This is a genomic window from Flavobacterium sp. GL_143, assembly GCF_057834355.1.
Genome location: NZ_CM174401.1, coordinates 1,880,419 through 1,902,374 on the forward strand (window position 1 = coordinate 1,880,419; position 21,956 = coordinate 1,902,374).

15 protein-coding genes and 1 riboswitch are annotated in these 21,956 nt (G+C 34.4%); all 15 genes read left to right on the forward strand.

The window, feature by feature from the left end; all coding sequences use genetic code 11:
- Positions 1–38 precede the first annotated feature (38 nt).
- The 15 genes from cysD (at position 39) to AC3IPI_RS08185 (ending at position 21,833) form a co-directional block, all read left to right on the forward strand.
- Positions 39–938, forward strand: a complete 900-nt coding sequence (gene cysD, locus AC3IPI_RS08115) for a sulfate adenylyltransferase subunit CysD (protein WP_035619812.1) — start codon at positions 39–41, stop codon at positions 936–938.
- Between the two features lie 126 nt (positions 939–1,064).
- Positions 1,065–2,309, forward strand: a complete 1,245-nt coding sequence (locus tag AC3IPI_RS08120) for a sulfate adenylyltransferase subunit 1 (protein WP_039112457.1) — start codon at positions 1,065–1,067, stop codon at positions 2,307–2,309.
- Positions 2,310–2,423: 114 nt separating this feature from the next.
- Positions 2,424–4,514, forward strand: a complete 2,091-nt coding sequence (locus AC3IPI_RS08125) for a nitrite reductase (RefSeq protein WP_489158294.1) — start codon at positions 2,424–2,426, stop codon at positions 4,512–4,514.
- On the forward strand, positions 4,507–5,283 hold the full coding sequence (cobA, locus tag AC3IPI_RS08130) for a uroporphyrinogen-III C-methyltransferase (RefSeq protein WP_489158296.1): 777 nt from the start codon (positions 4,507–4,509) through the stop codon (positions 5,281–5,283). Before AC3IPI_RS08125 ends, cobA begins: the two co-directional genes overlap by 8 nt.
- Positions 5,283–5,861 (forward strand): precorrin-2 dehydrogenase/sirohydrochlorin ferrochelatase family protein, encoded by a 579-nt coding sequence (locus AC3IPI_RS08135; RefSeq protein WP_489158298.1) that lies wholly within the window; start codon positions 5,283–5,285, stop codon positions 5,859–5,861. The genes cobA and AC3IPI_RS08135 overlap by 1 nt, the downstream gene beginning before the upstream one ends.
- A 103-nt stretch (positions 5,862–5,964) precedes the next feature.
- Entirely contained in the window at positions 5,965–7,017 is a 1,053-nt protein-coding gene (locus tag AC3IPI_RS08140; protein WP_039112562.1) for an NAD(P)/FAD-dependent oxidoreductase, read from the forward strand.
- Between the two features lie 432 nt (positions 7,018–7,449).
- A riboswitch (SAM riboswitch) is annotated at positions 7,450–7,562 on the forward strand.
- A gap of 267 nt (positions 7,563–7,829) precedes the next feature.
- The gene (locus tag AC3IPI_RS08145; RefSeq protein ID WP_489158300.1) at positions 7,830–8,831 is read left to right on the forward strand and encodes a homocysteine S-methyltransferase family protein; all 1,002 of its coding nucleotides are present in this window, start codon (positions 7,830–7,832) and stop codon (positions 8,829–8,831) included.
- 69 nt (positions 8,832–8,900) lie between these two features.
- Positions 8,901–9,734 (forward strand): KilA-N domain-containing protein, encoded by an 834-nt coding sequence (locus AC3IPI_RS08150; RefSeq protein ID WP_489158302.1) that lies wholly within the window; start codon positions 8,901–8,903, stop codon positions 9,732–9,734.
- Positions 9,735–10,010: 276 nt separating this feature from the next.
- Entirely contained in the window at positions 10,011–13,091 is a 3,081-nt protein-coding gene (locus AC3IPI_RS08155; RefSeq protein WP_489158304.1) for a vitamin B12 dependent-methionine synthase activation domain-containing protein, read from the forward strand.
- Between the two features lie 98 nt (positions 13,092–13,189).
- Entirely contained in the window at positions 13,190–14,146 is a 957-nt protein-coding gene (gene metF / locus AC3IPI_RS08160) for a methylenetetrahydrofolate reductase [NAD(P)H] (RefSeq protein WP_039116918.1), read from the forward strand.
- A gap of 148 nt (positions 14,147–14,294) precedes the next feature.
- Positions 14,295–14,951: a class I SAM-dependent methyltransferase gene (locus AC3IPI_RS08165; RefSeq protein ID WP_489158306.1), complete on the forward strand. Its 657-nt coding sequence runs from the start codon at positions 14,295–14,297 to the stop codon at positions 14,949–14,951.
- A gap of 76 nt (positions 14,952–15,027) precedes the next feature.
- The gene (locus tag AC3IPI_RS08170) at positions 15,028–16,251 is read left to right on the forward strand and encodes a dicarboxylate/amino acid:cation symporter (protein ID WP_489158308.1); all 1,224 of its coding nucleotides are present in this window, start codon (positions 15,028–15,030) and stop codon (positions 16,249–16,251) included.
- A gap of 220 nt (positions 16,252–16,471) precedes the next feature.
- Positions 16,472–17,881, forward strand: coding sequence for a pyridoxal phosphate-dependent decarboxylase family protein (locus AC3IPI_RS08175; RefSeq protein ID WP_489158310.1), 1,410 nt, complete (start codon positions 16,472–16,474; stop codon positions 17,879–17,881).
- Positions 17,882–18,166: 285 nt separating this feature from the next.
- Positions 18,167–20,548: a TonB-dependent receptor gene (locus AC3IPI_RS08180; protein WP_489158312.1), complete on the forward strand. Its 2,382-nt coding sequence runs from the start codon at positions 18,167–18,169 to the stop codon at positions 20,546–20,548.
- A gap of 49 nt (positions 20,549–20,597) precedes the next feature.
- Positions 20,598–21,833, forward strand: coding sequence for a DUF4374 domain-containing protein (locus AC3IPI_RS08185; protein ID WP_117590090.1), 1,236 nt, complete (start codon positions 20,598–20,600; stop codon positions 21,831–21,833).
- The last annotated feature ends 123 nt before the right edge of the window (positions 21,834–21,956 follow it).

Genomic DNA, 21,956 nt, shown 5'->3' on the forward strand with positions numbered 1-21,956 from the left:
CTTAAACTTTAAACTTTAAACTTTGAAACAAAAAAACAATGAGTTCAGTATTAAAAACAAATGCTTTAGAGAGTGAAGCGATATACATTTTTAGAGAGGTAATTTCTCAATTTGATAAACCGGTTTTACTTTTTTCAGGAGGTAAAGATTCGATTACTTTAGTGCGTTTAGCGCAAAAAGCATTCTTTCCTGCGAAAATTCCTTTTCCGCTATTGCACGTTGATACAGGACACAATTTTCCTGAAACGATAGAATTTAGAGATAAATTGGTTGCAGAGTTAGGATTAGAATTAATCGTAAGAAATGTTCAGGATGCTATCGACGAAGGAAAAGTTGTAGAAGAAACTGGAAAATATTCTAGTAGAAACAGCTTACAAACAACAACACTTCTAGATGCAATCGAAGAATTTAAGTTTGATGCTTGCATTGGTGGTGCGCGTAGAGATGAAGAAAAAGCAAGAGCTAAAGAACGTATTTTCTCAGTTCGTGATGATTTCGGTCAATGGGATGAGAAAAACCAACGCCCAGAGTTATTTGATATTTTGAACGGAAAAATAGAAAATGGACAAAACGTACGTGTTTTTCCTATTTCAAACTGGACAGAACTAGATGTATGGAGTTATATAGAACAAGAAAAAATTGAAATTCCATCTATTTATTTTTCACACAAACGTAAAGTTTTCTTGAGAGATGGATTAATCTGGTCACATTCTCCTTATGTATATCAGGAAGAAGACGAACAAATTGAGGAAAGAATCGTTCGTTTTAGAACCGTTGGAGATATGAGTTGTACAGCAGCCGTTGAATCGTATGCAGCAACAATTAAAGAAGTAGTTGGAGAAATCAGAACATCGACAATTTCTGAAAGAGGTGCCAGAATCGATGATAAACGTTCTGAAGCAGCAATGGAGAAAAGAAAACAACAAGGATACTTTTAAGCCCCCTAACCCCCGAAGGGGGAACTTAAGCGGATTGAAAAGTAAATAAAATATTCAGATTTAAGAGTTTATATGAAGGTTTTTTTAGGGAACCTTAAACTTTTAAACTTTAAACAAAAAATTAAAATGGAAGTTTTAAAAATAGCAACAGCAGGAAGTGTAGATGACGGAAAGAGTACTTTAATCGGGAGATTGTTGTATGATACAAAATCATTGACTACAGATAAAATCGAAGCAATAGAAAAAAGCAGTAAATTAAAAGGATATGATTACTTAGACTTTTCACTTGCAACTGACGGTTTAGTAGCCGAAAGAGAACAAGGAATTACAATTGACGTAGCTCATATTTATTTTTCGACAGCAAAGAAAAGTTACATTATTGCCGATACTCCAGGTCACGTTGAGTACACACGTAACATGGTTACAGGAGCTTCGACTTCGCAAGTTTCAATCATTTTGATTGATGCTCGAAAAGGAGTAATCGAGCAAACATACCGCCACTTTTTTATCAATAATTTATTGAGAGTAAAAGAGGTAATTGTAGCGATTAACAAAATGGATTTAGTAGATTATTCTGAAGAAGTTTATAATAAAATCAAAGCTGATTTTCAGGCATTAAACGCCAAAAGTACTTTTAAGGAGCAAAACGTAAGTTATATTCCACTAAGTGCAATCAACGGTGGAAACGTAGTTGATCAATCTAAAGATATGCCTTGGTACGATGGACAAACTGTTTTGGAGCATTTAGAAGCTTTAGAGCCAACAGATGTTTTTGAAAAAGGACAAGCACGTTTTCCAGTTCAAACAGTTATTCGTCCAAAGACCGAAGAGTATCACGATTTTAGAGGATATGCAGGTAAATTATACGGAAACTCAATTAAAGTAGGAGATGCAGTAACAGTTTTACCTTCATTAACAGAATCTAAAGTAAAGAACATTCACTTTTTTGATAAACAATTTGATGAAGCAATTGCAGGTTCATCAATCACAATTGAATTAGAAAATGATATCAATGTTACCAGAGGAGATATGATTGTAAAATCAACAGAACTTCCAAAAATAGAAAAAGACATCACAACAACAGTTTGTTGGATGGATTCTAAAAAGTTAGTTCCGGGAACAAAATATATCGTTCAGCATAATACAAACAGAGTGTTGGCAAAAGTAGAAAGTATCAAAAATACAATCGCAACCGATTACTCAGGAACAACACCAGCAACTCAATTAGCAATAAACGAAATTGGTGAAGTAAGTATTAAATTAAGCAAGCCTTTATATTTTGATGCTTACAATGACAATAAATCAAACGGAGCTTTTATCCTTATTGATACCGCAACAAATACAACTGCAGGAGTTGGATTCATTAGATAGTTTCACTGCTGTAAGCAATAAGCTTTAGGCTGTAAGCTTTTAGCAAAAAACGTATAACAAGGTACGCAAGAAAGCCTACAGCTTATTGCCTAAAGCCTAAAGCATTAAAAAGAAATGGAAAGTTTTAGAACAGAAATAGAAAATCCGATAGTTCAGAAAGAGATTATCGATTTAGAAAAAAAGATTCATTTATTCCGTGGAGGAAAAATTGATGATGAACGTTTTCGTAGTCTTCGTTTAGCACGTGGAATCTACGGGCAACGTCAGGAAGGCGTTCAAATGATTCGTATTAAATTGCCTTTTGGTAAAGTTACCAGCGAGCAATTAGTGCGTATTACTAAAGTTTCTGATGAATATTCTACAGGACGTTTACATATTACAACACGTCAGGACATTCAGATTCACTATGTAAGTTTAGACAGAACTCCAGAGCTTTGGGCAAATTTAGCCAAAGACGATGTTACCTTGCGTGAAGCTTGTGGAAACACCGTTCGTAATATTACAGCAAGCGAATTGGCGGGTGTAGATGTAAACGAACCATTTGATGTTTCGCCTTACGCACACGCTTTGTTTCAGTACTTGTTAAGAAATCCTATTTGTCAGGAAATGGGACGTAAATTTAAAATTTCGTTCTCATCATCAGATGAAGATACTGCTTTGAGTTACTTACACGATTTAGGATTTATTCCAAAAGTTGTAGATGGCGTTCGTGGTTTTAAAATAATGTTAGGAGGAGGATTAGGTTCACAACCAGCACATGCCGAATTACTTTCGGAATTTGTACCTGCAAACCAAATCATTCCAACAGCAGAAGGTGTAATTCGTATTTTTGACAGATACGGAGAACGTGCAAAAAGAATGAAAGCACGTTTGAAGTTTTTAATCAAAGAAATAGGTAGAGATACTTTTATGGATTTGGTTGAACAAGAGAAAAAAGCAATTGCTTTTGAAACTTATGAAATAGATACAACAGCTTTTGAAGCACCAATTCCAGAAACATTATTACCAGTTCCAGCGGTTACTATTGAAGATAGTAAAGGGTATGAAGCTTGGAAAAAATCAAACGTAATTGCTCAAAAACAAGAAGGATATTATGCTATCGGAATCAAAGTTTTATTAGGAGATTTTTATACTGATAAAGCTAGATTATTAGCTGATTTGATTAAGAATTATGCAGCAAATGAATTACGTTTTTCATTGCGTCAAAATATTGTAATACGTCATGTAAAAGAAGAGAATCTGCCCTTCTTTTATCAGGAATTAGCCAAATTAGGTTTTGTAAATCTAGGGTATAATTCTACTGCCGATATTACAGCTTGTCCGGGTACAGATACTTGTAATCTTGGGATTGCAAGTAGTACCGGAATTGCCGAAGAACTAGAAAAAGTATTAAATGCTGAATATCCTCAGTATAGCAATAACCATGAAATCGAAATAAAAATTAGTGGTTGTATGAATGCTTGTGGGCAACACAATATGTCAGCAATCGGGTTTCAGGGAATGTCAATTAACTCAGGAAAATTAGTAGCGCCAGCGTTACAAGTTTTATTGGGAGGAGGAAAATTAGGAAATGGAGCAGGACGTTTTGCCGATAAAGTAATTAAGATTCCAAGCCGTAGAGGACCAGATGCTTTGCGTACTATCTTAAATGACTTTGATGCCAATGCAAACGGAGAAAAATTCCTGAATTATTACGACTTAAAAGGAGAAAAATATTTCTACGAAATCTTAAAGCCTTTCGCAGATGTGACTAATTTAACCGAAGCTGATTTTGTAGATTGGGGTAATGCCGACAACTATGTAAAAGCAGTTGGAGTAGGAGAATGTGCCGGTGTTGTTATCGATTTAGTTGCTACTTTATTATTAGAAGCTAAAGACAAATTAACGTTTGCACAAGAATCATTCGACGAAAATAAATGGTCTGATGCTATTTACCATGCCTATGCAGGATTTGTAAATGGAGCAAAAGCATTATTACTTTCAGAAGATGAAAAAACAAATAATCACGCAGGAATTGTTGATTTGTTTGATACTGTTTTTGTAGCAACTTCTAAAATTGAATTGCCAACAACTTTTAAAGAATTGGTATACCAAATTAATAAAGTAGAACCTTCAGAAGCATTTGCAAAACAATATATACAAGAAGGAATTGCTTTTTTTGATACAATAGAAAAATATAGAGCCAAAGATTTAGCTAATGCTTAATACAGTAAAACCCAAAGTAACTTTAGTCGGAGCAGGTCCGGGCGATCCAGATTTGATGACTTTAAAAGGTGTAAAAGCACTTGCTGAGGCAAATGTGGTTTTGTACGATGCTTTGGCAAATGAAGAAATTTTAGAATATGCACCTAAAAATGCAATCCGAATTTTTGTTGGCAAGCGAGTAGGGAATCATGCTTACACACAAGATCAGATAAATCAATTGATAGTTGATAACGCATTAACTTATGGAAATGTAGTGCGACTAAAAGGTGGAGACCCATTTGTATTTGGTCGTGGAAGCGAAGAAATAGAATACGTAGAGAGTTTTGGAATCCCTACTTTTGTAGTACCCGGAATCTCATCGGTAATTGCAGTTCCTGCTTATCAGGGAATTTCGATAACCAAAAGAGGAGTTTCAGAGAGTTTTTGGGCAATTACAGGAACAACTTCTGATAGAAAATTATCATCAGATGTTGCTCTTGCAGCACAATCTTCTGCAACAGTAGTTATCCTGATGGGGATGAGTAAATTATCGCAAATAGTAGCTTTATTCCAAAAAGAATCAAAGGGAGAAACACCGATAGCGATTATTCAAAACGGAACAACTCCAGAGGAAAAAGTAGGAGTAGGAACGATAAATACAATCCAAGAAATCGCTGCAGGAAACAAACTAGGTTCACCAGCTATTATTATCATTGGAGAAGTAGTTAGAGAAAGTACCAAATTAAAAGGATTTTACGAAGAATTTGTATCAAGCCAAATACGATTATAATGGAAAGAAACGAATTGTATCCCATTTTTTTAAAACTGCATAAGCTTAATGTACTTATTGTAGGCGGTGGAAATGTTGGATTAGAGAAGCTTTCCTTTTTATTAAAATCAAGCCCTAATGCCAATGTTGAGGTTGTTGCAACCACTTTTTTGCCAGAGATAGAAATCTTGGCAGAGAAGTATAATCTAACGCTAACAAAGGCAAAGTTCAAAAAGAAAATGCTTAAAAGGAGGCATATGGTTATTGCCTGTACCGACGATTTATCGGTTAACAAAAGAATATACGATTTATCTACAGAAAGATATCTCATATGTAATATTGCCGATACCCCCGAATTATGTGATTATTACTTAGGTGGAATCGTAACCAAAGGAAATGTAAAAATTGCCATTTCGACAAATGGTAAATCACCGACCACTGCCAAAAGGCTACGAGAATTTTTCGAAGAAATAATTCCCGAAGATATCAACCAGATGGTAGAAAACCTTAACGAATATCGAAAAACCTTAAAGGGGAATTTTGAAGATAAGGTTAAAAAAATGAATGAGATTACTGCTTCACTAAAAAATACACAGTAATTTTTTTTGGACAAAGGAAGAAATGAATGATAAAAATCATTGAAAATAGTGTAAATTATTTGTTTCTTTGTATTTATTAAGAATGATTATAAACAATAATAAAATGATTAAAACAGACATACTTATAATAGGAGCTGGTCCAACTGGTTTATTTGCCGTTTTTGAGGCAGGATTGCTAAAATTAAAATGCCATATACTAGATGCTTTACCTCAAGTAGGAGGGCAACTTTCAGAATTATATCCTAAGAAACCTATCTATGATATCCCTGGATTTCCAGAAGTATTAGCAGGAGATTTGGTAGATAACTTAATGGAGCAAATAAAGCAATTCGAACCTGGTTTTACATTAGGAGAGCGTGCTGAAACAATAGACAAGCAAGAAGACGGAAGTTTTATTGTAACCTCAAATAAAGGAACAAAAATTCATGCAGCAGTTGTAGCTATTGCAGGAGGTTTAGGAAGTTTTGAGCCACGTAAGCCACTTATTGAAGATATCGAGTTTTATGAAAATAAAGGAGTAAAATACTTCATCAAGAATCCAGAAAAGTTCAGAGATAAAAGAGTTGTAATTGCAGGAGGAGGAGATTCAGCTTTAGACTGGAGTATATTCCTTTCTAATGTAGCTTCAGAAGTAACTTTAATTCACCGTAGAAACGAATTTAGAGGAGCTTTAGATTCTGTAGAAAAAGTACAAGAATTAAAAACAGCTGGAAAAATTAAATTAATTACACCAGCAGAAGTTATCGGAATCAATGGTGCAGAGCATATTGAATCATTAGATATCGAAGAAAACGGAGCACACCGTAAAATCGAAACCGATTATTTTATTCCACTTTTCGGATTAACACCAAAATTAGGACCAATCGGAGACTGGGGATTAGAAATCGAGAAAAATGCGATTAAAGTAAATAACGCATTAGATTATCAAACTAATATTCCGGGAATCTTTGCTATTGGAGACGTTAATACTTACCCAGGAAAATTAAAATTGATTCTTTGCGGATTCCACGAAGCAACACTTATGTGTCAGGCAGCATACCAAATTATCAATCCAGGAAAAAAATACGTGCTTAAATATACTACCGTTTCAGGAGTAGACGGATTTGACGGAACTCGTAAAGAAGCTCCAAAAGCTGTTGTTAAAGCAATAGTTTAGTTTTTTAAGCCTCTAAGAAGCTAAGTTTCTGAGGGACTAAGATTTTTATATATAAAGCTCAAACTTGTTATCAAGTTTGAGCTTTATTTTTTTTAATAATATAGGGCAATTTCGTTTTATTACACGTTCATATCTTTCAGAACATTTGGGAATAATTTAAAAACATAGCCAGTGGTTTCAACCACTGGAACACAATATATAATCACGATCCGTATCCCACGGTTGAAACCGCGGGCTATAAATTGATAATAATAGAATTTCAGGTGTATAAGAATGTTAATTATCTTTAAACTTACTAGAATTTATTCTTAATTTTTTGATGCTAAACGTCAACCCTAAAACCCTTAGTAACTTAGTTCCTCAGAATCTTTAAAAAACACTTGCAATTGTTAGCGCTATGTGTTTACTTTGCACTGTTCATATATTTATTGAAAGTTATCACGAAAGGCGGAGGGATAGACCCATTGAAACCTTAGCAACCCTTTATCATAAAGAAGGTGCTACATTCTACTTTATACATTTACTGTATTAAAGATAGATAACACATAATACAGCAATGTATTTCTCAAAACTTTTCTTGACAAACTTATCGATATTAACTGAATAAAATTTCAGTATCAGAAGCGAATTATTGGCGCATTTTTGCCCAAAACATTCCCGCTTTCCGCTATATCTTTTTTTCTATCCCGAGGCTTCGGGACCAGAAAAAAAGGATACCGCTGCACTCGGGGCTAAAAAGCTATGATAGTGAATTTTTGGTAATATTTAATAAAAGCTTTGCGCCTTTGCGTCATAGCAAGAAAAGAAAAAACATGTCAACAATTCAAGAAGCAATTAAAAAAAACATACTCGTTCTCGATGGAGCAATGGGAACAATGTTGCAACGCTATAATTTTTCCGAAGAAGATTTTCGTGGAGAGCGCTTCAAAGACTTTCCACATCCCTTAAAAGGAAACAACGATTTACTATCCATAACACAACCACAAGCAATTCGCGATGTCCACGCCGCTTATTATGAAGCGGGTGCAGACATCGTAGAGACGAACACATTCTCGGGAACAACAATCGGTATGGCCGATTATTTCCTGGAAGAGTACGTTTACGAATTAAACTACGAGTCGGCTAAATTAGCACGAGAAGTAGCCGATGAATTTACAGCCAAAAATCCGGATAAACCGCGTTTCGTTGCAGGTTCAATCGGACCAACAAACCGTACAGCAAGTATGTCTCCCGATGTAAACGATCCAGGTTACAGAGCCGTAACATTTGATGATTTACGTATTGCGTACAAACAACAAGTAGAAGCCTTAATGGATGGTGGCTGCGATTTACTGTTGGTAGAAACCATCTTTGATACATTAAATGCCAAAGCTGCACTTTTTGCAATCGAAGAAGTAAAAGAAGAGCGTAATATCGAAATTCCAATCATGGTTTCGGGAACAATTACCGATGCTTCAGGAAGAACACTTTCAGGACAAACAGTTGAAGCATTCCTTATTTCGGTATCACATATTCCGCTATTAAGTGTAGGATTTAATTGTGCTCTTGGAGCCGATTTGTTAAAGCCATACCTTAAAACATTAGCACAACATACCAGTTTTAATGTTTCGGCGCACCCAAATGCAGGATTACCAAACGCATTCGGACAATATGACGAAACACCAGAACAAACACAGGCATTCATCAAAGAATATTTAGAAGATAATTTAATCAACATCATCGGAGGTTGTTGCGGAACAACGCCGGAACATATTAAGTTAATTGCTGAAATAGCGAAGGATTATAAACCGAGAGTTGCGCCGGTGTTGGTGTAACGTTTTCCTGCAAGGTTTGTAATAAGAAGAATAAAAGCATTAGATTGAAATATTGGTAATATTAGATAGATGGAAAAAATTAAGCAAAAGGTAATATTGAATGCTAATGGAGCTGAAGTTGCTGTTTTGCATTTTGGTGACGACAACGATTATCTTTCGTTAACGGATATTGCTAAATTTAAAAATGCAGATGATGCTTTTATTGTTGTAAATAATTGGCTTAGGAGTAAAGATACGATTCTTTTTGTAGGATTATGGGAGCAATTAAATAATCCTAATTTTAAACCTATCGAATTCGATAGGTTTAAAAATGAAGCAGGAACAAACGCTTTTACGTTATCTCCCCAAAAATGGATAAATACAACAAATGCTATTGGTATTATTTCAAAATCAGGCAGATATGGGGGGACTTTTGCACATAAAGATATTGCTTTTGAGTTTGCCTCGTGGGTATCGGCAGAATTTAAGTTATATATTATTAAGGATTATCAAAGGTTAAAAACGGATGAGAATAGTCGCTTATCTTTAAATTGGAATTTAAGTAGGGAATTGTCTAAAATTAATTATCGTATACATACGGACGCAATAAAAGAAAATTTAATTCCTAAGGATATTGCTCAAACATTAAAAGGGATTGTATATGCAAACGAAGCTGATGTTTTAAATATTGCATTATTTGGAGTTACTGCAAAACAATGGAGAATACAGAATCCTGATGTAAAAGGAAATATAAGAGACGAAGCTACATATCATCAACTTATTATTTTGGTAAATATTGAAAGCATGAATGCTGAATTAATAAAGTTAGGCTTAACTCAAGATGAAAGGGTGTTGCGATTGAATAAAATGGCGATCGAACAAATGACTTCTCTTTTGAGAATAGAACAAAAGAAAATAATATAAGAATAATTAAGATCTTGGAAAATATAAAGATTTCTTATGAAACCGAATTTGCGTGAGGAATAGAAGAGGATAGCCCACAGCCTGACGAAGGAAGTGCGAGGACTAAGAACGGATAGCCCGATTCGCTGCGGCGAAACACGCCCAAAGTAAGATTGTGAAATAATAGAATGAGATTGCTTCGTTCCTCGCAAGGACAAGCAAGACGTTAAAATAAAAGTTCCAGAGGAACGACATATTTGTAGCTACGGAATTTATTCCGTTGAAAATTAAAAAGAAATGGCAGAAAATAGAAGAGACCTTGTATTAGCAGGATTAGAACCGTTGATTATTACGCCTAACAGTGTTTTTGTAAATATTGGTGAACGTACAAATGTTACGGGTTCAAGAAAATTCCTTCGCCTAATCAAGGAAGAGAAGTATGACGAGGCACTTGATATTGCAAGACAACAAGTAGAAGGTGGAGCGCAGATCATCGATATAAATATGGATGAAGGAATGCTTGATGGTGTTCAGGCAATGACAAAATTCCTGAATTTAATAGCATCAGAACCCGATATTTCGAGAGTGCCGATTATGATCGACAGTTCGAAATGGGAAATCATCGAAGCGGGTCTTAAAGTAGTACAAGGAAAAAGCGTTGTAAACTCGATTTCGTTAAAAGAAGGAGAAGAAGCCTTTATTCACCACGCCAAACTAATCAAACGTTATGGAGCTGCGGCTATTATCATGGCTTTTGATGAAGTAGGTCAGGCAGATAATTTTGAACGTAGAGTCGAAATTTGTCAGCGTTCGTATGATATTTTGGTTAATAAAGTCAATTTTCCTCCACAGGATATTATTTTCGATTTAAATATTTTTCCAGTTGCAACCGGAATGGAAGAACATCGCTTAAATGCTTTGGACTTTTTTAGAGGTACAAAATGGGTTCGTGAGAACTTGCCACACGCGCATATTAGTGGTGGAGTAAGTAACGTTTCATTCTCTTTTAGAGGAAATGATCACGTTCGTGAAGCAATGCACTCGGTGTTTTTATACCACGCAATTCAGAACGGAATGACAATGGGAATCGTAAATCCAGAGATGCTTTCGATTTATGATGATATCCCTAAAGATTTATTAGAACACGTAGAAGATGTAATCCTTAACAGACGTGACGATGCAACTGAAAGACTTTTAGATTTTGCAGAGAATGTAAAAGGCGAAGTAAAATCAGATGAAAAAGCGATTCAGGAATGGCGTTTAGGAACGGTTCAGGAACGTATTACACATTCATTGGTAAAAGGTATTGATGCTTTTATAGAAATAGATGTCGAAGAAGCGCGTTTAGCAGCTGTAAAACCTATTGAAGTTATCGAAATCAATTTGATGACAGGAATGAATGTCGTAGGAGATTTATTCGGAAGCGGAAAAATGTTCTTGCCACAAGTAGTAAAATCAGCACGTGTAATGAAAAAAGCTGTTGCTTATTTATTGCCTTTCATAGATGCGCAAAAACGCCCCCCAGCCCCCGAAGGGGGAGTTAAAACCTCACAACATTGGGAAACTGCAAATCCGATGAATTATGGATTGTTGAAGCAGTTTTCTTTGGATATGAGAAATAAACCTACTGAAACTGAAAAGATTTTATGGGACCAATTAAGTGGAAAACAATTAGAAGGGTATAAATTTAGGAGACAACATATTATAGGCGATTATATTGCGGATTTTGTGTGTTTAAAAGAACGTATTATAATTGAAGTTGATGGGTTAATTCATCAACTGCCTGAAAATGTAGCAAGCGATTTAGAAAGAACTAAATGGTTGAATGAGCAAGGATTTCAAGTATTAAGATTTACAAACACAGAAGTTTTAACTGGATTAGAAAAAGTTTTAGCTACTATTAAAGATGCATTAGAGGCTCCCCCTTCGGGGGCGGGGGGGGCAGGAAAGATACTAATTGCAACTGTAAAAGGTGACGTTCACGATATTGGTAAAAATATCGTTTCGGTGGTATTAGCTTGTAACAATTACGAGATTGTAGATCTTGGTGTTATGGTGCCTCCAGAAAAAATTATTGCTGCCGCTATAGAACATAATGTAGACATTATTGGTCTAAGCGGATTGATTACACCTTCGCTTGACGAAATGGTGTATTTGGCAAAAGAACTAGACAAACAAGGAATTAAAATCCCGATTATGATTGGTGGAGCAACGACTTCGCGGGCGCATACAGCCGTGAAAATTGCACCACAATATAGAGAAACTGTAATTCACGTAAACGATGCTTCGAGAGCCGTTACCGTTGCAGGAAATCTTTTAGACCATAATCGCAAAATATATGCAAGCGATATTCGTGCAGATTATGATGCGTTTAGAGAAACATTTTTAAATCGTTCGAGAGATAAAAACTTCCTGACGATTGAGCAAGCGCGTAAAAATAAATTACAATTGGATTGGGCAGAATACACGCCAACCAAACCAAAATTTATTGGAGCAAAAGTAATCGAAGTAGAGTTGGACGTTCTGGTACCGTATATCGACTGGACACCGTTTTTTAGAACATGGGAATTGTTTGGGAAATACCCAGCGATTTTAACCGATGAGGTAGTTGGAGAACAAGCAACTTCGGTTTTTGCGGATGCACAGGACATGTTGAAAGTAATTTTGGCTGAGAAAAAGCTAACTGCAAAAGGTATTTACGGAATTTTCCCTGCGAATCAGGTAGATGATGACGATATCGAATTGCGTGATGAAAACGGAAAGGTTCTGGAGAAATTCTTAACGCTTCGTCAGCAATCCCAAAAAACAAAAGGTGCACCAAACATCGCTTTGTCTGATTTTATATTGCCAAAAGATAGCGGAATTACCGATTATATGGGTGCATTTTGTGTAACAACAGGTTTTGGTGTAGACGAATGGGCAGCCGAATTTGAAAAAGATTTAGACGATTACAATTCGATCATGGTAAAAGCATTAGCTGACCGTTTTGCTGAGGCTTTCGCCGAATATCTACACGAAGAAGTACGTAAAGATTTTTGGGGTTATGATGTAGACGAATCATTATCGACAGAAGATTTAATTGAAGAAAATTATAAAGGAATTCGTCCAGCGCCAGGATATCCTGCTTGTCCAGACCATTTAGAAAAACCAACAATTTGGAAATTACTAAATGTAGAAGAAGAAATAGGAGTAACGCTTACTGAAAGTATGGCAATGTGGCCAGCATCTTCGGTTTCAGGATATTATTTTGGTAATCCGAAAAGTAAATATTTTGGACTCGGAAAAATAAAAGAAGACCAAGTTGTAGATTACGCCAAACGCCGAAGTATTTCGACAGATAAAGCTATGAAATGGTTAAATCCTAATATAGCAGATTAGCCCCCTAGCCCCCAAAGGGGGAAGTAAGGCAGAAAAAAATAACACAAACCTGATGACCCCTTTCAGGAATTCCCCCTTCGGGGGTTAGGGGGCTGATTATGAAAGTAACACAACATATAGAAAACGCCAGCGGAAATACATTATTCTCATTTGAGATTATTCCGCCTCAAAAAGGGAAAAGTATTCAGGAATTATACGATAATATTGATCCGTTAATGGAGTTTAAACCGCCATTTATAGATGTAACAACTTCTCGCGAGGAGTATATTTATATTGATAAAGGCAACGGACTTTTAGATAAAAAATTAACTCGTATGCGTCCGGGAACACTGGGAATTTGTGCTTCTATAAAACATAAATATAATGTAGATACAGTACCGCACTTACTTTGCGGTGGGTTTACTCAAGAAGAAACCGAGTATATGTTGGTAGATTGTCACTATCTAGGAATCAATAATGTAATGGCGCTTCGTGGTGACGCTATGAAAGACGAACAATCTTTCGTACCTAAAATTGGAGGAAACAGTTTTGCGATAGATTTAGTTAAACAAATTAATGAACTAAATTGTGGAAAGTATTTGCACGAAGTAATGGATGTTGATAATAAAGCCGATTTTTGTATTGGTGTTGCAGGATATCCAGAGAAGCATTTAGAATCTCCATCATTAACTTCTGACTTAAAAAGACTAAAAGAAAAAGTTGATGCTGGTGCTGATTATGTGGTAACACAAATGTTTTTTGACAATTCAAAATACTTCGAGTTTGTAAAAAGAGCACGCGAAATGGGGATTACAATTCCTATTATTCCAGGAATTAAGCCAATTGCTGTACAAAGACATTTGCAGGTTTTACCACAAATTTTCCGTATCGATTTACCCGAAGACTTAATTAACGAAGTTGATAAATGTAAAAATAATGTCGAGATACGACAAGTAGGAATCGAATGGGCAATTCAGCAATCATTAGAGCTTAAAGCTGCAGGAGTTCCGGTTTTACATTATTACTCCATGGGAAAATCCGAAAATATTCGTCAAATAGCGAGTAAAGTTTTTTAATGTCATTGCGAGGAACGAAGCAATCTCATACAGCATATCTTTAGTGCTTATTATTAGTGTGATTGCTTCGTGCCTCGCAATGACTCTCGTCTTTGTGAACAATTGGAATTTGGAATTTAAAGTTTGGAATTTTATAAATTTAAACATTATGGAAAAAGAAGAATTACAAGCAATCGCATCTCAATTAAAAAAACCAGAAGGAGAAAAAGGAATAGAAATGGCAAATATGATGCATGAAACAAACATCAATATGACGCTAAGTTCAATCCGAAATTTAAAGATCTCTCAAGGTGATAAAATACTAGAACTTGGTCATGGTAACGCAGCGCATTTAGAATACGTAATGCAGCAGAGTACCGATTTAAAATATTACGGACTCGAAATGTCTGAATTAATGTATGGAGAAGCGCGACAGATAAACAGAAACTATGTCTCTCAAAAACAAGCTTTCTTTTCCGTTTATGATGGAAACACCATTCCGTTTCCAGATGCCACCTTCGATAAAATATTTACTGTAAATACGTTATACTTTTGGCAAGAGCCTGTAAAATTTCTTTTAGAAATATATAGAGTGCTCAATAATAAAGGAATCTTTAGCCTAACATTTGCACAGGAAAGTTTTATGAAGAAACTTCCGTTTACCGAATTTGAATTCAAGCTTTATGATACTGAAAAAGCTGAAAAACTAATCAGTCAAACCCCTTTTAAAATCATCGATTCAGAAACGTTGACCGAAAAAGTAAAAAGCAAAACAGGAGAACTTGTCGATAGAGAATTTACTACACTTGTTTTACAAAAAGAATAAAAATTAGAGTTAACAATTTAGAATCCTTTTTTGGTGTAATTTAATTGATTTTTAAAATACTAATGCTTTTTAAACTATGGAGACTAAAAAAATCAATTTTATAAAAAATTACAGTAGTATTCTTTTGCTTCTGGGAGGTATAGTTGCGGGAAGTATTTTAGGATTAGTCTTTGGTAAAGATATTGAGATCATAAAACCACTTGGAGATATCTTCTTGAATTTACTTTTTACAGCAATTATTCCGTTAATCTTTTTTACGATAACTTCCTCTATTGCCAATTTAGAGAAAACAGAAAAGCTAGGAAGATTATTTGTTGTTATGATTGCCGTTTTCTTAGGAACACTTCTTATTTCGGCTATTGTAATGATTATTGCCGTTTATCTTTTTCCTATTCATCAGAATATTATAGTTTCTAAAGTTCCATTAGAGAATATTGCAACAGGTAATGTTGGCGACCAAATTGCACAATTACTTACCACCAATGATTTCTACGAATTATTGTCTCGAAAAAGCATGCTTGCACTTATTATCTTTTCATTTTTAATAGGATTTGCAACCTTGCAATCAGGAGAAAAAGGAAATGCTTTCAGGAGTTTTCTAGACTCAGGAAACGAAGTGATGAAACAGCTTTTAAATATGATTATGAAATTAGCTCCAATAGGTTTGGGAGCTTATTTTGCATATCAGGTTAGTTTTTATGGGCCACAATTGTTTGGAGTTTATGCTAAACCCCTAGGGATTTATTATGGAGCCTGTATTTTTTATTTCTTCGTATTCTTTAGTTTGTATGCTTTAATAGCAGGAGGGAAAAGAGCCTTTGTAGTATTTTGGAGTAATAATGTTACACCCGCACTTACAGCTATAGGAACTTGTAGTAGTATTGCAACAATACCTGCTAATCTTTTGGCAGCCGAGAAAATGAAAATTCCTGCACATGTCCGGAACGTGGTTATTCCGCTAGGAGCGCCATTGCATAAAGACGGTTCGAGTATGTCATCTATTTTAAAAATCACCGTATTATTTACCATGTTCGGAAAAGATTTTACTGAACCAAGTACAATACTTTTAGCATTGGGAATTACGGTAATCGTTTCGATTGTTGAGGGCGGAATCCCAAACGGAGGATATATTGGAGAAGTATTGGCAATAACAGTTTATGGTTTGCCAATGGCAGAAGCCTTACCTGTAGCTATGATTTTGGGAACACTTGTAGACCCAATTGCTACTTTACTTAATGCCAATGGTGATGTGATCTCGTCGATGATGGTCTCCCGATTTTCGGAAAAAACGAAATGGTAGGGATTTAACATAATGAAATTGTCGTAACATTTATTCAATAAAATTATTTTAACCATATAAGTAATGTAAGTAAATATAAGAGAGAATAATCAACGCAAAACTTAAATGAACTTACATTACTTATATGGTTATTTTTTTTACAATAAAATCTTATTCTTAAACAGATTAGGCATTGATACCATATAATGCATTAATTTTATTTTAAACTATAATATCTAAAATGAATACAGCACTTCAACAAGATTTAAACGATATTGAAAATATACTTGAACAAGTAAAACAACAAGGAATAGCGTTTTTAAATTCTCTCGATTCAATTCCAACATCCAATTCCAACAGTATAACAACCAACCGAAATCTTAATCAGGAAGGATTAGGCGCATTATCGGCTTTGGAAGAATTTAATCAGCGATTAGCACCATTAATGATTGCATCGCCAGGACCAAGATATTTAGGTTTTGTAACTGGTGGGAGTACACCAGCTTCTATAGTTGGTGATTGGTTAACGACAATCTATGACCAGAATACGCAAGCGGTAAAAGCACAAGGAGGAGTTTCGGCTTTAATAGAAATCGAAACTATTAATTTATTATTACAATTGCTGGATTTGCCAAAATCGTTTCTTGGCGGATTTGTAACTGGAGCAACAATGTCTAATTTTACTTCATTGGCAGTTGCAAGACAATGGATTGGAAAACAACTAGGAAAAGACTTTGCTAAGAACGGAGTTTCAGAACCTATTACGATTTTTGCATCTACACCACATTCATCTTCTATAAAATGTCTGTCAATGTTAGGTATTGGAAGTCAGAACTTCACTAAAATAAAAACAATCGAAGGAAACCGTGAAGCAATAGATGTAGCCGATTTAGAAGAAAATATCGAAACTCTAAACGGAAAACCATTTATTGTAATTTCAAGTGCTGCAACAGTAAATACAGCCGATTTTGATGATTTTGTAGCAATAAATGAATTAAAAAAGAAGTATAAATTCTGGTGGCATATTGATGCCGCTTTTGGAGGATTTGCAGCTTGTTCGCCTAAATATAAACATTTGGTAAATGGTTGGGAAAATGCAGATAGTATTACAATAGATTGTCATAAATGGCTTAATGTCCCTTACGAAAGTGCTTTTTATTTGATAAAAGAAGAACATAAAATATTACAGATAGAAACATTCCAAAATTCTAATGCACCCTATTTGGGAGATCCGTTAGAGAATTTTAGTTTCTTAAATTTCTTACCCGAAAACTCAAGAAGATTAAAAGCATTGCCAGTTTGGTTTTCTTTATTAGCTTACGGAAAAGAAGGATATCAGGATATAGTCGAAAATAGTGTAGCTCTTGCATTGCGATTTGATGCATTTATTACAGAGAATGAAAACTTTGAGTTATTAGCGCCAACAAGACTAAATAATGTTTGCTTTACATTATCGGGAGATCATAATCAGGAGAAAGTAAATTCATTCTTGAGTCGTCTTAATGATACAGGAAAAGTATTTATGACGCCTACTGTTTATCAAAATCGTAAAGGAATTCGTGCTTCATTTGTGAACTGGAGAACAAGTGAAAAGGATATTGAAATAATCGTAGAAGAAATGAGAAATACAATTCTAGAGTTGAAAATATAAGTAAAACATACAATAGATTTTTTTTGAAAGTAGCCCGTTTAATTTGTTAAACGGGCTACTTTTTTATTTCTTGACGAATTGAAGCTTTGAGTTTTAACTTTTAAGATGTTAAATTTTAATTTAATCTTAAGTTAATCTTAATTATTCACTAATAAATATATTAATTTTTTATTGAATTGGCTACTTGAAAGTTAATCATCGTTTTTATTTAGAATAATTAAAAATAACTTGGAAATGGTGTTTATTGATGTTAATTTTGTGCCAAATTAATTTCAACTTTAAGTAATGAAAATAAATAGAATATTTATCTTAATCCTGGTGCTCTTAACTTCGATTCAAGGTTTCTCACAAAATAACAAAGTAAAATTAAATGGGGCCATTTTAGGTAATAACGGGGAACCTGTCGAAGGTGTTTCTGTAGAACTAAAAGGTACTGCTTATTCAACATTAACCAATGAGAAAGGGGAATATGAAATTATAGCAGAACCACGAAACTATATTTTATCTATTACTTATGTTGGATATAAACCAAAGCAAGTAAAGATTAATTTAAAAGAGGTAAATCAAACAGTTCCAACTCTTACTATTGAAGAAGATATGGCTGCGTTAGATGAAGTTCAGGTTAAAGGAATATCTAAAGTAACTAGAGTAAAAGAATCTGCTTTTCAGGTTAATGCGGTCGATACTAAGTCAATGGCTAACATTACATCTAATTTGAGTCAAATATTGAATAAAACTACTGGAGTAAAAGTTAGGGAGCAAGGAGGTATGGGTTCTGATTTTGATTTTTCTATCAATGGTCTTTCTGGTAGTGCCGTAAAGTTTTTTATAGATGGTGTGCCTTTGGATATTATGGGGAGCTCTATGTCGTTAAACAATATACCAGTTAATTTATCTGAAAGAATTGAAGTATATAAAGGTGTAGTACCAGTGAACTTAGGTTCTGATGCTCTTGGCGGTGCTGTAAATATTATTACAAATCATCAAATATCAAATTATTTTGATATGTCATATAGTTTAGGATCATTTAATACGCATAGTGCATCATTAACAGGACAGCTGCGTGACAAAAAATCAGGATTAACTTTTAAAGCTTCTGGTTTTTTAAATTATTCTGATAACGATTACACAATGCGAGATGTGCAAGTAATAGAAGTGATTGATAAAGATAATTCTCGATTTGTTACTGGTGATTTTAAAAGATTCAATGATCAATATAAGTCTGCTATGGGGCAGGCAGAACTAGGTTTCGTTGATAAATCTTGGGCTGATATGTTTTTTATTGGAGGAAGTTATTCAGCTACAGAAAAAGGAATACAAACAGGAACTAACCAAGACGTAGTATACGGTCAAGTACATAGAGGAGGAGATGCTTATTCATTCTCACTAAGATATTTAAAAAAGAATTTGTTTACAAAAGATCTTGATTTAAGTTTTTTTTCTTCCTATTCAGACGATCAATATACTATTACAGATACTGCACTTAGAAAATATTATTGGGATGGAAGTTATGTGGCAGCTACTTCTTCCGAAATGGGAGGGCCTGCAACTAAATGGAATATTCGACGTCCAAAATATTTTATCGGATCGAATCTTAGCTACAAAATAGACCATAATAACTCGTTAAGTCTTAACTATACTCTGGACAAGGTCGAAAACAAGACTTATGACGAGTTGCTTACTGACAAAGATTATAATCCTGGGAAAATTACAAAGCATATTATTGGGCTATCCTATCAACAGAATTTATTGGAAGAAAAACTGACCAACACGTTTTTTGGAAAATATTATAGTATGTTGTTAGAACAACCTTTTGCTATTACTAATTCTGGAACTGGAGCGGGCGAAACTGTTAGAGATAACAATGGTTACACCGGATATGGAATTGCATCACGCTATAAAATAACTTCGTCTATAGGTATAAAAGCTTCTTATGAAAAAGCATATCGTTTGCAAAGAGTAGATGAGGTGTTTGGTAATGGGTACTCGGTTGTAGCTAATCCTAATCTTAAACCAGAGAATAGCGACAATTACAATCTAGGTGGTTATTGGAAGAATGCAGCGGAAAATCACCATTTTTTTATTGAAACAGGAGGGTATTTAAGAAATGCGAAAGGCTTTATTTCCCCAGTTGTTTATCAATCGAATAGTCAGATAAGTAGATTTGAAAATACATCAAATGTTCTTATTAAAGGACTTGAGGCCGATATTAAGTACAATTATCAGGATAAAATAAACGTTGGGATAAATTTTACTTATCAAAGCACGCTTGACAACACGAAATATCCTAATGGATCAAATTCAGGAACAATATCAGCTACATACAAAGATGACTTGCCTAATAGACCTTGGATGTTTGGTAATGCCAATTTAGGATATAGAAAGGCGGACTTCATTAAAAAAGGAAATAATCTACAGCTTAATTGGGATTTGCAATATACACACTGGTATTACCTTACATGGGAAAACTATGGTACAAAAGAAGGGAAAAGTATAATTCCTAATCAGTATATCCAAAATGCATCTATTTCTTATTCTATGAATTCTGGAATGTATAATATTTCTTTAGAGTGCAACAATCTAACAAATGATTTGGCTTATGATAATTTTAAGCTACAAAAGCAAGGACGCTCCTTTTCAATTAAATTTCACTATTTCTTAAAATAGCCTGAAACGAACTTTTATTTTTAATAATTATATAAAAAATATTTTAAACATGAAACGATTTATTAAACCCTCTTTTTATTTTCTATTTATTAGTACATTGATAATGGGTACAACTATTTCTTGTTCTAGTAATGATGATTCTGGAAGTGATTCAGCTGGTGCAAAAGCTGATTATGCGCTATGGTTGCAATTAGGGAGTTGGCCAAATACAACTCAGTACATTGTAGGAGTTGATGATTTGACTAAAGGGAGTGTTAGTTTGGTAGGTAATGGTGCCGAAGTTACAAGCAAGGCAGATTACGGAATTATTGCCAAAAATGGGTTTTATTACTATCCAAGTACAAGTTCTAATTTTGGTAAAATGACTAAATTCGAATTTAAGAACAATCGATTATCTGTTGTATATGAAGTGCCTTTTACGTATCAAAAATCTATAAGTTGTTATGCATGGGTTGATGACAACACGCTAGTATTGTTTGGAACGAATGGAGATGGAAGCAAAGTATTATATACCGTTGTAAATGCCACAACACTTTGGATAAAAAATGGAGAATTGGCATTGCCTGCGATTCCAGCGGGATATACTTCTTATAATCAAGGGAATATTCAATATTCAAACGGAAAATTATATGTAGCATTTTCTAATATGGCTATTTGGCCATCACTTGCTGAGGCAGGTATGAATATTGCCGTAGTTGATTATCCAAGTTTTGCTGTTGAAAAGGTTATTAAAAGCTCGGAAGCGGATGGTAATGGAGGATCTAATATGTGGATGCCAACTTCTTGTACTGATGAGTCTGGTGATGTTTATATGATGTTTTTTGCTGACTGGATGACTTCTAAAGATAGTCCAACAAAAATATTTAGAATCAAAAAGGGTGAAACTACATTAGACTCTTCTTATAATTTTAACCTTGGTACTGCTTTAGGAGGAGAAACTGCTAGTGGACTTTGGTATGTTGGTAACGGGAAGGCTATTGCTAAATACATAGATTCAAAAATAGTAGCAGAAAATCCTTCTGGATTGTTTAATACTAAATTTGCTTTAATCGATATAGCTACTAGCTCGGTAATTAAAAAATTAGATTTACCTGCAGATAAAGGAAGCCAATTACAAAATGTAATTACATCGGATGGTAAAGTATTTATTCAGGTTAATGCTGAAACTACTAAAGATTATATCTGGGAAGTTAATACCACAACAGGTGCTGTAACTTCTGGAGTAGAAATTGTTGGAGGTTATGATTATATTTTACGTTTAGATAATTTGAAATCATCTAAGTAAAAACTTTAAGAGCACTTGAAATTTTATTTTCATTTCGCTATTTTCATTAATTGATTGCAATTGCTAAGCTTACACTTTAAGCTAATACAATTTTAATGGCTTGAGGAATTACTTAACTATAAA